This is a genomic window from Cobetia sp. cqz5-12 (genome assembly GCF_016495405.1).
Classification (GTDB): Bacteria; Pseudomonadota; Gammaproteobacteria; order Pseudomonadales; family Halomonadaceae; genus Cobetia.
On the sequence record NZ_CP044522.1, the window covers coordinates 1,461,302 to 1,475,493 of the forward strand.

At 61.5% G+C, this 14,192-nt stretch carries 13 protein-coding genes; 7 read left to right on the forward strand and 6 right to left on the reverse strand.

The genetic code is table 11. The annotated features are described in order from the left end of the window. Positions 1-75: 75 nt before the first annotated feature. Entirely contained in the window at positions 76-1,239 is a 1,164-nt protein-coding gene (locus F8A90_RS06335; RefSeq protein WP_200019418.1) for an oxidoreductase, read from the reverse strand. Positions 1,240-1,637: 398 nt separating this feature from the next. Continuing rightward, a complete protein-coding gene (locus tag F8A90_RS06340) occupies positions 1,638-2,123 on the reverse strand; it encodes a hypothetical protein (RefSeq protein ID WP_200019419.1) in 486 nt (161 codons plus the stop codon). A 421-nt stretch (positions 2,124-2,544) separates the two neighbouring features. Between F8A90_RS06340 and F8A90_RS06345 the strand changes: the two genes are divergently transcribed. Beyond that, on the forward strand, positions 2,545-2,976 hold the full coding sequence (locus F8A90_RS06345) for an OsmC family protein (RefSeq protein ID WP_200019420.1): 432 nt from the start codon (positions 2,545-2,547) through the stop codon (positions 2,974-2,976). An 85-nt stretch (positions 2,977-3,061) separates the two neighbouring features. Here the strand turns inward: F8A90_RS06345 and F8A90_RS06350 are convergent, their stop codons facing one another. Genes F8A90_RS06350 through F8A90_RS06360 form a run of 3 tightly spaced genes read right to left on the reverse strand, consistent with a single transcriptional unit; the run spans position 3,062 to position 5,539 of the window. Continuing rightward, a complete protein-coding gene (locus tag F8A90_RS06350) occupies positions 3,062-4,126 on the reverse strand; it encodes a YihY/virulence factor BrkB family protein (RefSeq protein WP_200019421.1) in 1,065 nt (354 codons plus the stop codon). Positions 4,127-4,163: 37 nt separating this feature from the next. Beyond that, the gene (rarD, locus tag F8A90_RS06355; protein ID WP_200019422.1) at positions 4,164-5,144 is read right to left on the reverse strand and encodes an EamA family transporter RarD; all 981 of its coding nucleotides are present in this window, start codon (positions 5,142-5,144) and stop codon (positions 4,164-4,166) included. Beyond that, positions 5,141-5,539 carry a DUF1904 family protein gene (locus F8A90_RS06360; protein WP_200019423.1) on the reverse strand — a complete coding sequence of 133 codons (399 nt, stop codon included), beginning with the start codon at positions 5,537-5,539 and terminating at the stop codon, positions 5,141-5,143. The genes rarD and F8A90_RS06360 overlap by 4 nt, the downstream gene beginning before the upstream one ends. Before the next feature lie 267 nt (positions 5,540-5,806). On the opposite strand from F8A90_RS06360, the gene F8A90_RS06365 reads away from it, so the two are divergent. The 6 genes from F8A90_RS06365 to F8A90_RS06390 all read left to right on the forward strand — a co-directional run bounded on the left by F8A90_RS06365 (position 5,807) and on the right by F8A90_RS06390 (position 13,035). Then, entirely contained in the window at positions 5,807-6,721 is a 915-nt protein-coding gene (locus F8A90_RS06365; RefSeq protein ID WP_200019424.1) for a nitrilase family protein, read from the forward strand. Then, positions 6,721-7,422 (forward strand): pseudouridine synthase, encoded by a 702-nt coding sequence (locus F8A90_RS06370; RefSeq protein WP_043335073.1) that lies wholly within the window; start codon positions 6,721-6,723, stop codon positions 7,420-7,422. The genes F8A90_RS06365 and F8A90_RS06370 overlap by 1 nt, the downstream gene beginning before the upstream one ends. A gap of 299 nt (positions 7,423-7,721) precedes the next feature. Next, positions 7,722-8,711 (forward strand): ABC transporter substrate-binding protein, encoded by a 990-nt coding sequence (locus F8A90_RS06375; RefSeq protein WP_200019425.1) that lies wholly within the window; start codon positions 7,722-7,724, stop codon positions 8,709-8,711. A 314-nt stretch (positions 8,712-9,025) separates the two neighbouring features. Beyond that, on the forward strand, positions 9,026-10,348 hold the full coding sequence (locus F8A90_RS06380; protein WP_233593468.1) for a dicarboxylate/amino acid:cation symporter: 1,323 nt from the start codon (positions 9,026-9,028) through the stop codon (positions 10,346-10,348). An 88-nt stretch (positions 10,349-10,436) separates the two neighbouring features. Beyond that, positions 10,437-11,981 (forward strand): amino acid racemase, encoded by a 1,545-nt coding sequence (locus F8A90_RS06385; protein WP_200019426.1) that lies wholly within the window; start codon positions 10,437-10,439, stop codon positions 11,979-11,981. Positions 11,982-12,120: 139 nt separating this feature from the next. Continuing rightward, the gene (locus tag F8A90_RS06390; protein ID WP_233593638.1) at positions 12,121-13,035 is read left to right on the forward strand and encodes a LysR substrate-binding domain-containing protein; all 915 of its coding nucleotides are present in this window, start codon (positions 12,121-12,123) and stop codon (positions 13,033-13,035) included. Between the two features lie 234 nt (positions 13,036-13,269). On the opposite strand, the gene F8A90_RS06395 is transcribed toward F8A90_RS06390, so the two are convergent. Next, positions 13,270-13,623 carry a hypothetical protein gene (locus F8A90_RS06395; RefSeq protein ID WP_043335079.1) on the reverse strand — a complete coding sequence of 118 codons (354 nt, stop codon included), beginning with the start codon at positions 13,621-13,623 and terminating at the stop codon, positions 13,270-13,272. Positions 13,624-14,192 lie beyond the last annotated feature (569 nt).

A 14,192-nucleotide genomic window follows, 5' to 3' on the forward strand; every position in this document is an offset into this window, starting at 1 on the left:
TGCGTCCAGCCCCCCAACGCAAGGAGCCCCGCCAGTCACTGGCGGGGCTCCTTGCGTCTTGCCTGTCAGTCGCTATCAGCAGCGACCCTCACAGTTGGCAGGCTTGTCATTGGCGATGCGCCAGTCTTCCTCGTTGGCCAGCGTGGCCAGTGGCGACAGCATCGAGAAATCGAACTCGGTGAGGCAGGTGCCGCGTTGTACGCGCTTGGGCCAGTCATGATTGGCCAGCGCCGAGCGACCGATGGCGACCAGGTCCGCGTGCTGCAGGGCGGCCTGCGCCTTCGCGACGCTGGCGACATTGCCATTGGTGATCAGCGTGATGTCTGACTCCTGTGCCTTGCGTGATTGGTCGGCAAGCGCCGTCAGACTGAGGCTGCGCTCGCGTTCGTCATCGGCCTCGGGGAAGGCGGGGGCATCGACATCGCTGCCGGTCAGGTGCAGGAAATCCAGTCCGGCCTCCATCAGCTTGGCGAAGCGCTCGCGGGCCTCGTCAGGGCCACCCTGCCAGGTGAGCTCCGGCTCGGTCACGGTGCCTTGGGACAGGCGCATGCCGATGGCGAAGTCGGTGCCGACCGCCTCGCGTACGCTGCGGATGACCGCCAGCGGGAAGGCCAGACGTGCGATGGCGTCGCCGCCCCAGGCATCATCACGCTGATTGAAGCGCTCACTGATGAACTGGTGGATCAGGTAGCCGTTGGCACCATGCAGCTCGATACCATCGAAGCCGGCCTGCTTGGCACGACGGGCGCTGGTGGCAAAGCCGGCGATCGCGTCATGGATCTCCGCTTCGCTGATCTCGCGGGCCAGCGGGAAGGGGCCGGAGCCACCGTAGAAGCTGAGCATCTCGCCACTGGCGCGACTCTCGGATGGGGCGACGACCTCATCCTTGAAGCGGTTGTGTTGGGTCTGGGCGCCGGCATGCATCAGCTGGGCGATGATACGGCCACCCTGTTGATGCACGGCGTCGACCACCGGGCACCAGCTGTCCTGCTGCGCCTGGTTGGCCAGCCCCGGCTGGTTGGCGTAGCCCTGGCTGAAGGCTTCATCGGTGTAGATGCCTTCGGTGATCAGCAGCGAGAAGTTGCCCCGCGCGAAATCGCGATAGTAATCGACCATGTCAAAGTGCACCTGGCCATCATCCTGCGCGCTGGTACGCGTCATCGGGGCGAGCACCAGGCGATTGCCGAGCTCCAGCCCGGCGAAGGCATGGGGGGTGAACAGTGCGGTGGTATCTGTCATCTAGTACGTCTCCCGCGGAAAGCATTCCGCTGTGGTATCCGGTCGTAGGCCCTGATCGTCTGCGTGCACAAAGAGGTGAAGATCGACGCAGTGCGGTGGCCTGAATGAATGATCGACGGATCATCTGTATGTCCTATATCGTGCCTGCCGCACCTGGGTGTCACAAGCCGGAACGCTGGAAGGAGAGTGTTGTCGTTTTGACAACCTGTGCATGTAATTGACTGAATTTGCGAGATTTTTTCTCAAATAATTCAGGGTTGCTGCATGAAGCGGCAACGCAGTGCTGCTTTCCATGCACATAAGCATATGCGCTCAAGACGCAGGCCCCGCAACCGTGGGTTGCGGGGCCTGCGTCTTGAGCGTCAATCGTGCCTATGGCGAGTGCTCAGTGCTGGTAATCACTTGCCATCGCACTGGGCATTCTGCTTGCTGCTGCCGGAGGGCGGGCAGCCGAACCAGTTCTCGGTCGGCTTGGCCTGGCCAGTGTTGGCGTGTCGGCCACCCTGGCTGCCGATCTCGCCGCCATCGAGGCTTTTCTGTACCTGGCGCGTGGCGTTGTCCTTGGCTTGCTGGCGTGCCTCGGGCTGTTCGTTCTGTTGATAGTGCGCGCCGTTGTCCGCTGCGCCGTTCGCGGTGCGCTTAGAGTGGCTGGGCGTTGGCTGACCCTTCGAGGAATGCTGGGAAGTGGCCGCGCCGCTGGTCCCTGTCTCGGTGTTCATCTCATCGAAGGCCTGGGCCGGGGAGAGGCCCAGCAGGCCCAGCATCACTGCGGCGGCGCCAATGCCACGGCGCAGCCGGGTGCTTGCGGCAGGGCGCAGGCCGGGGCGTAGGTCATGGTGAGAGGCGTTGACGTCAGTGGTAGCTGTCGAGGTGTTGTAGAACATGATGAGGGGACTCCTTGCGGGTCTGGCCGCCGGTGTCGGCAGCCGCGCGGGTGAGGAATTCACCGGCGACGTATGAGGGGTCGGCAAATGCTGCGCCAGCTTGCGAGCGCACGATGCCAGACATGAGAGGGTGACATGAGTGACTGCAACTCGGCGTTGCGCGCCAGGTAATCGATAGAACAGTTATCGGGGCACGCGGCGCGAATTCAACTCTTGTTCAATAATTGGCCTTGGCGTCGGGCGCCTTCGCCGGGGTGGGCGGCGTGTCTTGCTCACTCGATTGATGCTCAACTGACACGCGAACGATCAGACACTACTGATCGCAAAAGGGCAGACGCCCCTTGAAGTCGCGGCGTGCCATGACAATGTGAGAGGGACAGGGCAACGGCCCTGAGTGTTCACCCAGGTCAAGGAGACAGGCATGACGATCAAGAAAACCGGTTCCGCGCATTGGGAAGGTAGCGTCAAGCAGGGTAAAGGCACTGTCAGCAGTGAAAGTGGTGCGCTCAAGGATCAGCCTTACGGCTTCAATACGCGCTTTGAAGATGGCGCCGGCACCAATCCCGAAGAGCTGATCGGGGCGGCGCATGCCAGCTGCTTCTCGATGGCACTGTCGATGATGCTGGGCGAGGCGGGTCATGAGCCCAAGGCCATCGATACCACCGCCACCGTCCATCTGGACAAGGACGACAGCGGCTTCAGCGTGACCAGGATCGCCCTGGTGACCAAGGCCGATGTGCCGGGCATCAGCGAGGCAGACTTCCAGTCCACTGCCGAGAAGGCCAAGGCTGGTTGCCCGATCTCCAAGCTGTTCACCGCCGAGATCTCGCTGGAGGCATCGCTGGTCAACTGAGGCAGGCCGTTGTCGCACACAACAAAAAACCGCCCCTCGGGGCGGTTTTTTGTTGTGTGCGTGGTGTGTCTTCCGTGGGAGTGGGCTAGCGCTTGTCTGAGCCGTTTTGTGGATCGCTTCCCGTCTCACTTTCCGATCTACGGCCTGAACGCCTGTCTGGGCTCATCTCCCACTCATCCTCCTCGCTGATCTCGCCGGCATGCTGCATGGCATTGCGGCGGGATTGCAGGCGCGTCAGCGGCTTGCGATCAGGCGTGCGGTACCAGCGGATGTTCTCGCGTGAGCACTGCTCAAGCTCGGCGATCACCTGGGCGCCGAGCAGCAGGATGATGGCGCCGATCTCCAGGCCCAGCAACAGTACGATCAGGGTCGCCAGCGAGCCGTAGATCGCACCCACGAAGGACAGGTGGGTGAAGTACCAGCTCAGTGCCAGGCGTGTCAGCTCCCACAGAGTCGCTGCGACCAGCCCGCCGACCAGCGCGCGCCGGGTCGAGACGCGAGTCTGGGGCAGGATCTTGTAGATGGCGCTGAACAGCCCGAACATGCCGATGATACTGATCAGGTAGATCACTTCGCTGCCGGCATCCCCCAGGGTCAATTCGATGCCAGTCAGCAGGGTCAGGGCATCATTCATCGCCGAGGCCAGCGCCACCAGCAGGGTCAGTGCCAGAAGGCCCGCGCCCAGCACCATCACGAAGGCGTAGGGCAGCAGGGCGGAAATCCAGGCGCTGCGCTTTCGAATCACTGGATGCTGATGAAAGATCAGCGCGATGGCGTCTTCCAGCATGCGGAAGGCCAGCCCGGCGAAGAACAGCAAGCCCCCCATGCCGATCCAGCTGATCACGTCTCGGTTGTCCAGCAGCTTGCGCACCGCATCCAGCAACACGTCTTCCTGCCCTGGCCCAAGATGCTGGACCTGGATGGCGATGATGCTCATCAGGCGCGATTCATCGACCAGGTGCGTCAGCAGTACGCAGCTCAGCGCGAACAGCGGCACGCTGGAGAGCAGGATGTTGTAGCCCACTCCGCCGGCCAGCAGCACGCCACGATTGGCGATGAACTGGCCCAGCACCCGCCAGGCGAAGCCGATCAGGCGTGGCAGGAAGCGCAGCAGCCGTGCGCGCCAGGTATCGTCGGGTGTCTCCGCCATCAGGCGTCTCCGCGCGGGTGAATGGGCAGGGTGGGCATCACGCGACATCGTCCTTCAGCGCCCGCCGGCTGCGTTGGCTGGCGCGATGCGTCATCAGGGTCGAGGTCGAGTAGAGCGCAAGCCCGGACCAGATCAGCACGAAGGTGAGCAGCATCGACGGCTTCAGGGACTCCTGGAACACCAGCAAGGCGATGGCGAACTGCATGGTGGGGTTGATGTACATCAGAAAGCCCACCGTGGCGAGGCGCAGACGGCGAGCTGCCCCGGCGAAGGCCAGCAACGGCAGTGCCGTCAGGATGCCGCTGGACATCAGCAGCACGCTGGCGGGCAGTTCCAGCGGCCCGATACCCGTGGCCAGAAAGCGTGTCTCTCCCGCCTGCCACAGTCCGGCGATCAGCAGCAGGGCGAGCGGTGCCAGCATCAATGTCTCGACGAACAGTCCCGACAGCCCATCCAGCGCGACCCGCTTGCGCAGCAGCCCGTAGGTGCCGAAGGACAGTGCCAATGACAGTGTGATCCAGGGCAGTTCGGAGAGCGTGAGGAACTGCAGGCTCAAGCTAAGTGCCGCCAGCCCCAGCGCCACGCCCTGCAGGCGAGTCAGGCGCTCTTTCAGCACCAGCATGCCGAGTGCCACGTTGACCAGCGGTGTCAGGAAATAGCCGAGGCTTGCCTGCAGCACTTCATGCTGTTCCACCGCGAAGATGTAGATGCCCCAATTGGCGGCGATCAACAGGGCACAGGCCAGCCCCGGCCATAGTTGCCGAGGGCGTGACAGGGCCTGGCGAATCGGTGACCAGCGTTTGAGCAGACTGATCAACAGGATGAGAAACACGCAGCTCCACAGGATGCGGTGCAGCAGTACCTCCCAGGCAGGGATGCCCTGGAACAGCGCGAAGTAGAGAGGGAAGCAACCCCACATGACATAGGCCGTCAGACCGAATCCGACACCCTTGAGGCCTTCGTGACGCGCCAGAGCTGCCGTTTCAGCCTGCTCGGCGATAGTCTGCGCCTGGCTCATCGCACCTTGCTCTCACCGCTCTCGCCGCTGATGCCATCTCCGCCAACCCTGTCACCCTCGCCATCCCGGGCCAGTGGCTTGCCGGCGATGTAGTAGTCGCAGGGGCGCAGCGCGAGGAAGAAGGTCTCGGCCTCGGGATAACCGGCCTCACGCATCGCCTGGTGAATGGCACCGGCACAGATATCGCGTACCGACTGGCCGCGCTCGAACCACAGCACCTCGACGAAGGGGAAGGCATCCACGACCTGCCCATCGAACACATACTGGGTACTGATGCATTCCAGCGTGAATTCGTCACGCGCCGTCTCGGTGGCCTCGCTGAGCTGATCGACCAGCGTGCGCGAGACAGGGGCGAGACGGGCAGGGGTAACGCCATGGAAGCGAAGCTGAGGCATGCAGGGCTCCTTGAGCACGAGGAAGAAGGGCGTGTCGGCATGGCTCGAGGCCACGGCGGCGCGTCGGGGCCAATATATCATCGGAGCCTCATGCACACACCCGCGCTGCGTGACGGCATTGCCTCTCACATCTGAGCGCCACAGACGGTAGAATGGGCGCTTTCAAGGCGTGGCACGGCCAGTGGCAGGGTGGGCAAGGCTCATGCCACCGCGAATCCGCCAGTCGCCACTCAGCGTCCATTCAGTCAGCAGGGAGGCACGACGACCATGACGACACAGCCACAGGCGACTTCCTCGCAAGCGAATGCTGGTGATGCCTCGCGAGGGGCGACACTGCGTGTGAGTCTGGTGCAGGCGGACCTGCGCTGGGAAGACCCGGCGGAGAACTGTCGCCTGCTCGGCGAGCAGCTGGATACCGCTGGCCTGGTCATGGGCGCCGATGGCCGCAATGTCGCAACCGATCTGATCGTGCTGCCCGAGATGTTCGCCACCGGCTTCACCATGAACTCGCGTGAGATGGCGCAGCCGATGGCGTCCAGCGATAGCGTCGCCTGGCTCAAGGCGCAGGCCATCACCCGTGGTTGCGTGATGACCGGCAGCATCGCGGTGCTGGATGATGGTGAGTGTTACAACCGCATGCTGTGGGCTACGCCCGACGGCGAGGTGACGCATTATGACAAGCGACATCTGTTCCGCATGTCGGGAGAGCATGAGCGTTATGGCATGGGCTATGAACGGGTACTGGTCGAGCTCAACGGCTTCCGGATCCAGCTCTCGGTCTGCTATGACCTGCGCTTCCCGACCTGGCTGCGTCAGCGCCCTGTCATCGGTGGCGTGAGTGCTGCCGAGACCGCCGCCGACAGCGCCTTCGAATATGACCTGCTGCTGTGCGTGGCCAACTGGCCGGGCGTACGGCGCCACCCCTGGCGTACGCTGTTGCAGGCGCGCGCCATCGAGAATCTGGCCTATGTGGTGGGCGTCAACCGTGTGGGTGACGACGCCAACGGGCTGCACTATACCGGCGATTCCATGGTCTGCGATTTCAAGGGCGAGCCCATCCTCGACCCTGCGCCAGACCAGCCCTTCATCGAGACCGTGACGCTTGAACGCGGCGCGCTCGACGAGTTTCGCACCAAGTTTCCGGCGTGGATGGACGCCGATCATTTCACTCTGGAGGCCTGATGCGCCTGGACAAATTCCTTACCGAAACCACGGATCTCAGCCGTAGCGATGCCAAGAAGGTCGTGCACCGCGGCGATGTCACCGTGGATGGTGAGGTCGTCAAGAACACCGCGAGTGCCGTCAAGGATGGCATGCGCGTTGAATGGAATGGCGAGCACCTGGAGCTGATGGGGCTGCGCTATCTGATGCTGTACAAGCCGGCCAATGTCGAATGCACCAGCAAGCCGGGCCTCTATGAGCGCGCGCATGACCTGATCGATCTGCCCAATGTCGAGCGCCTCAGCATCGTCGGGCGTCTTGATGTTGACACCACCGGTCTGGTGCTGATGACGGATGACGGCCAGTGGAACCACCGCGTCACCTCGCCCAAGAAGGCCTGTGCCAAGCGCTATCGCGTCACTCTGGCACGCCCGCTGGAAGGCGATGAGCTGGCGCGCGCCGTGGAGGACTTCGATCACGGCCTGATGCTGGATGGCGAAGAGAAGCCGACTCGCCCGGCACGTCTCGAGATGGAAACCGCCACTGTGGGTCTGCTGTGGATCACTGAAGGCCGTTATCACCAGGTGAAGCGCATGTTCGCGGCCATCGGCAATCACGTCGAAGCCCTGCATCGCGAAGCCATCGGCGATGTCGAGCTGGACCCGGAGCTGGAGCCGGGCGAGTGTCGCTTCCTGCGTCCGGAAGAGATCGCCAGTTTCTGATCGCAGTCCTCTTGATCGCAGTTCTCTGCTGAGATACCCAGGCCCCATCATGTCGCCAGACATGATGGGGCCTGTGCGTTGGATGGAGGCGCGTTTGCGACTTGTACCGATCCAACCCCAGCGCTTAAGGTGGAGGGTGAGTTTTTCACATTGTGAATCTTTTGGTGGAAGTGCTTTTTGCAGAAGTGGTATTTATACAGGTGTCGTCTTCATACGAACGCTTGTTTCCAGCGCTGCTTGGCTATCGCATCTGCATGACAGCTATCGCACCTTCATAACAACAACCGAGGAAGATCCCTATGTCATCCCCCTTCACCAAGTCCCGTTTCCTGAAACCTCTGCCGCTGCGCATGGCACTGGCGAGTGGCGGCCTGTTGCTGGCAACGCTCTCGGCGCCGGCGACTGCCGCGGAAGATGCCAGTGTCGTGTTCGCGGCGCCGCCATGGCCGGGCGTGACCATGAAGACCGAGATTGCCTCCGAGATCTTCGAGGCGCTGGGCTATTCCCCCACCACGCGTCAGCTGGGCGCGCAGATCACCTATGAAGGCATCTCGCTGGGTGAGGTCGATGTCTATCTGGCCGCCTGGCTGCCCGGACAGAGCACCATGTACAACGCGGCGATGGAGAAGGACGCCATGGTCGATTTCGGCAATAACGTGAATGGCGCGCGAGCCAATTTCGCCGTGCCGCGTTATGTGGCCGAAGCCGGTGTCACCTCACTCAATGATGTCGACAAGCCGGAGTTTGCCGACAAGTTCGAAAAGACCATCTACTCCATCGAGATCGGTTCGGGGTCCAGCGAGATCGCCAACCGCGCCGTCGATGAAGACATCTACGGTCTGGGTGACTGGGACCTCAAGGAATCCTCCACGGCCGGCATGCTGGGCACGGTCGCCAACGCCATCAAGCGCAATGAGTGGGTCATGTTCGTCGGCTGGACTCCGCACTGGATGGGCGTCGAATACGACATGGTCTTCCTGGATGACCCGAAAGACCTCTGGGGCCCGGGTGGTGGCGCCAGTGATGTGAAGACATTGGCCAACAAGAAATGGTCCGAAGCGCATCCCAATGCCTCCGTCTTCCTGGATCAGATCTCCTTCACCTCCGAGGAGCAGAGCGAGCTGATCTATGGCTATGGCAAGGAAGAGCGTCCGCAGGAAGAGGTGGCCGGCACCTGGATGAAGGCCAACCCGGCCAAGGTCAAGGCCTGGCTGGAAGGCGTGACCACCCGTGATGGTGAACCTGCCTGGCCGGCCGTCAAGGAGGCCCTTGGCCTGCCGGAGGCATGATAGACAGCTTGCAAAGGTGTCACTGATCCTTGTTGGTGCAACACCTTGAATATTGTGGTCAGCGCAAGAAGCCCGCTCATTGAGCGGGCTTCTTGCGTTCTATAGCAGCGAACGTGTCAAGAACGTGCGCAGCGACAGGCCATGAAATAGCCTCTGGCATACTGCGCATCAGAGGGAAATTCAGCATCATGCAAATCTTGCATGGAAAATCCAAATAAAGAATTGGTCGCGGGATAGGGGCCTGTATCACCATCAGTCTGCACTCTGCGCTGCTTCCACGCGCAGCCAAGAATAATGACAAGAAGGAAACACTCATGGCTGATTCAGGTTCTTCCTCCGCCCCCATGCCTCGCTCTCCCGGGCCCATTGCGCGCTTTCTGTCTCCCTGGACACGACTGGCGCTGTGGAAGCAGATCTTCATCGCACTGGTCGTGGGTCTGGGGTTGGGCATCGTGCTCAATCAGACCGGGCGTGCCGATATCGCCGCCGATATCAAACCGCTGGGTGATCTGTTCATCCGCGGCATCAAGATGCTGATCGTGCCGCTGGTGTTCATCTCGCTGGTCACTGGCGTGGCCTCGCTCGACAACCTCTCCAAGATCGGCCGTCTGAGCGTCAAGACGCTGGTGCTGTATCTGGGCATGACGGCGGTCGCCATCACCATCGGCCTGGGTCTGGCCACCGTCTTCCAGCCGGGCGTCGGAATCGACCTGGGCAGCGCGGCCGATGTCGAGGTACGTGAAGCGCCGACTGCCGTCGATACGCTGCTCGGACTGGTGCCGACCAATGCCGTCGAGGCCTTCGCCGAAGGCAACGTGCTGCAGATCATCGTCTTCGCGATCCTGTTTGGTCTCTCCATCACGCTGGTGGGGGAGAAAGCCCGTCCGGTGCGCGTATTCTTTGAATCCGCGGCGGAAATCATCTATCGCATGACCAGCATCATCATCGCCTTCACGCCTTACGGTGTCTTCGCCCTGATGACCTGGGTGGCCGGCACCTATGGCCTGGCAATGCTTGCGCCGCTGGCCAAGGTGATCGGCATCGTCTATCTGGGCTGCTTCGTGCATGCCATCGTGGTCTATGGCGGCATGTTGCGCTTTATGGCGCGCTTGAACCCGCTGCGCTATTTCCAGGGCAGTGTCGAGCCGATCATGCTCGCCTTCACCAGCACCTCCAGTTCCGGCACCTTGCCGGTGACCATGATGGCCGCCGAGCAGAATCTGGGCGTCAAGCGGAGTGTCTCGAGCTTCGTGCTGCCGCTGGGCGCGACCATCAACATGGATGGCACCGCGCTGTATCAGGGCGTCTGCGCGTTGTTCATCGCCCAGGCCTATGGCGTTGATCTGGGCATGACCGAATACGTCACCATCATCATGACCGCGACGCTGGGCTCCATCGGTACCGCCGGTGTGCCGGGTGCCGGCTTGATCATGCTCTCGCTGGTACTGACCTCCGTCGGCCTGCCGCTGGAAGGCGTCGCCATCATCGCCGGCATCGATCGTGTGCTCGACATGGCACGTACCGGTCTGAACGTGGCGGGTGATTGCGCCGTCAGCTGCCTGGTCGCCAAGAGCGAAGGCGAGCTGGACGAGGAAGTCTTCAATACGCCCCACGTCATGCGCTCAGAGCTCAGTTGAGAGCTCCTGTCTGAACACCAACCGCGTCATCATCAGCTTGTCGGCATCCGCGTGATAAGCGTGGCAAAGACATCAGGAGAACATCGTCATGGAACGCCCCAACGCACCTTCACCAAAAGCCAGCCCCTCTGTCGTTCGCTACGGCGTCGTGGGTGGCCTGGGGGCGATCGGCAGCGCGGATGTCCTGCTCAAGACGGTGCGCGCGGCGCAGTACTGCAAGCCGCCGGGCGGGGTGGATATCGCCTTCGAGCAACGCCACTTCGATGATGGGCCGGGAATCGCGGCGGAGGCCTACGACCCGCTGCGGCGCAAGTTCTACGTCTACAACGTGCTCAAGGACATGCAGGGCAAGGTCGAGAACGCGATGGTGCCATGCTTTCTCTCCCACACCTTTCTGGCCGAGATCACCCCGGAAATCAGCTTCAACGTCGTCGATATCTTTGATGCGCTGCTGGCGCGCATCCGCCGCGACTATCCCGAGGTGCGCAAGATAGGTGTGCTGACCTCAAGCTACGTGCGCGCCTCCGGCATCTTCGAGCAGCGCTTTGGTGAGCCGGAGGCCACGGCGGTTGTCACGCACGCCACGCAAGATGGTAACTGCATGGCAGGTGACGGCCTCGCGACAGCTGGCGGACTCGAGGTGATCTACCCCGATGCCACGCTGCAGCGTGATGCCCTGATGCAGGCCATCTATGGGCCAAGCGGCATCAAGAGCGGCCATCATTGTGGCGAGTGTCTGCAACTGTTGCTCGAGGCCTGTGATGACCTGGTCAGTCAGGGCGCGGAGATCATCGTGCCGGGCCTGAGCGAGATTCCGGTGCTGATGGAGTCGCTGCAGCCGTTGGTGCCGGTGCCCTTGCTCGACTCCAACCTCATCTACGCCGAATACGCACTGGGCGTGGACCGCGAGCGCGAGAATCGCAACTTCAAGCTTGGCGTGCTCGGTGGGGTGGGGCCGGCGGCCACGGTGGACTTCATGCGCAAGGTGGTCAGCCTGACGCGTGCCGAGCGCGATCAGGACCATCTCAAGATGGTGGTGGAGCAGAATCCGCAGATTCCCGATCGCACCGCCAATCTGATCGGCAAGGGCGAAGACCCGAGCATTCCGATGCTCGCGACCTGTCAGCGGCTGGAGGCCGATGGCGCCAATGCCATCGCGATTCCCTGCAATACCGCGCATGCCTTCGTGGCGCGTATCCAGCCCTATATCGGCATCCCGATCATCAACATGCTGACGGCGGTGGTTGACCATATCGCGGCGATGGAGACGCCGGTGGCGCGGGTCGGGCTGCTCGCGACCAGCGGCACCGTGACCAGTCGGGTGTACCACGACATCATCGAGGCCTCGGGGCGGGAAACGCTGGTGCCCGATGCGCGCTGTCAGACCCAGGTGATGGAGGCGATCTACGGGCATCACGGCGTGAAGGCGGGCCATACGACAGGGGAGTGCAGCGAGCATCTACAGGCTGCCATTTCCCACCTGCTGGCACGGGGCGCAGAAGTGATCATCCTGGGCTGTACCGAGCTTCCGTTGATCGAACTCGATGCGTCACTGCGTGAGCGGGTGGTGCTGCTCGATCCCGCAGAAATTCTCGCGCAGCGCTGTGTGGCAATGGCGCAAGCCGAGACCTGATCAGCGCTGCCTCCATCGGGTCAGCCAGTGAAGAGAGCTTGAAGAAAAGACATGCAGCGACGCGATATACTGCGCTCACGCAGTCTCGCTGTGTGCCTTTGCTTTATTCATGCCTCTCTTCAGGTGCTTTGCCGTGGAAATGAACTGGCTGGAAGACTTCCTCACCCTGGCGGTGACGCGTAACTTCTCGCGCGCCGCCACCCTGCGCAACGTGACGCAACCGGCCTTCAGCCGTCGTATTCGCAATCTGGAATACTGGGTCGGCGCCACCCTGATCGACCGCAGCCTGTTCCCCGTCGGCCTGACCCCTGCAGGCGAATCCTTCCAACGCACCGCCCAGGATGCGCTCTCGGTCTTGCGCGTCGGCCGCGATGAAGCGCTCGGCTTCGTGCCCAAGATAGAAGAAGTCGTCTCGATTTCCGCCTCGCACACGCTGGCGGTCAGCTTCTTCGTCGATTGGCATGAACAGCTGCAAAACCGACTGGGCAACCTCAAGGCACGCATCGTGCCCGACCACGTCGCCGGCTGTGTCGATGCCCTGATCAGCGGCAACTGTGATCTGATGCTGGCCTACAACAGCCCGCTACTCCCGACGCTCACCGACATCGTGCGCTATCCCTCCATCGTGCTCGGCTCCGAGCGACTGGTGCCCGTCAGTGCCGTCGATGACGCAGGCCAGGCGCTTTACACTCTCGACAGCGATACGCCGCAGCCCTATCTCTGCTACTCCAGTGACAGCTATCTCGGCCGACTGACCGCACTGATCATTGGCCGCCAGAACCTCGCCGCGCGTCTCAACTTCCGCTACGAATGCTCGATGTCTGACGTGCTCAAGCGTGGCGCTCTCGCCGGCAGCGGTATTGCCTGGGTGCCGGAACGCGCCGTGCGCGACGAGCTGGCCGGCGGGCGTCTCGTCATCATCAGCGATGACAGCCACACCGCGCCGCTGGACATCTGCCTTTTCCGCCACGCCGAGCACGACCAGCGCGTGGCCGAACGCATCTGGCAAGCCTGCCTGACCGCCGAAGACGAAACCCTTGAGTCAGATCAATAATTCGCTGACGCGTACCAGATCAGAGTAAGAAAGCTCAGGGGAAAGGGTATGAAGGGGAAAGGGGATGAAAGGGCAGGAAAAGAAAGCCCAGAGTAAAGACCTGTAATCATCGCCATACCACAACGCAAGACGGGAGCCACCTGGGCTCCCGTCTTGCGTTGTGGCATCTGAGCGCATTTGAGCGTATCTCAGCTCGCGGCCTATCCGCCGCATCTGCAAGTCATGCAACGCCTCTCACGACAGTCGGCGCGAGTTGGCCGTCGTACGCTTGTGCAACGGCTTGATGAAGAGGGTGCCCGTTGTCCACCACGGCGCCACCTTGCCGCCCGTCATCGCGTTCATCCACGCCTTCTGCATTACGAACCACATCTCCCAGCTGGCCGCGATCTTCTCTGACACCATCTTCTGGTTCTCGGTGATCATCTTCGGGTCCAGCGGTGACTGGGTTCCCCACAACTGAGTGCGCGACATGATGGTCGACATGGCCGTCGACCACATCTCCACCGACGTCGTGCCCAGCTTCCAGACATCGAACATCGCAGCCGGCGTCGTCGGGACCAACTCTGACCAGGCAGGTTGTTTAGCCATTGTGCTCTCCAGGTAAGGAACCTGAGTACAGTGATACGCCTGTTTTTGCTGCAGTGCAATATGAGTTTTGGCTGTGAGACGAGGTAGGGCGATTCGGAGCCTCCCTTATCACCAGTTTCTATATAAAACAATAAGTTAGCGATGTTTTGGGCCTGAAAATCCGGAATTCTCTGTGCTTGGGCGGAAATTTCCCATGGGGCTGGGGAAAGTGGATTTTTGGGATTTGTTGGCAATGTCTTACGTAGGCCTGAGAATTTTACGAAGTTTGGTATCAGTCCAATCAGACAGGGTGCGTAAGTGTTAGCCAATGGCGTGGAAATTTTCTGCTTGTGGTCTGTAGAGGATCGAAGAGGAAGGAAGGGCAATGTTCAATAGCTGGATAGATATCCACTGTAATGATTAGGCGACGCAAGGTGTTGCATGGAGCTGACAACGAGTTCTCAGGAGCTGCTTGAATCCGCTATTATTAGCTTTCTTGAAATTTACTATATGAAGATACGTTATCTATGAGGCTAGGGCAGGATGCCGTGGTCGAAGGTCATGAGACGGAGCTCGCCCCAGAGGTAAGC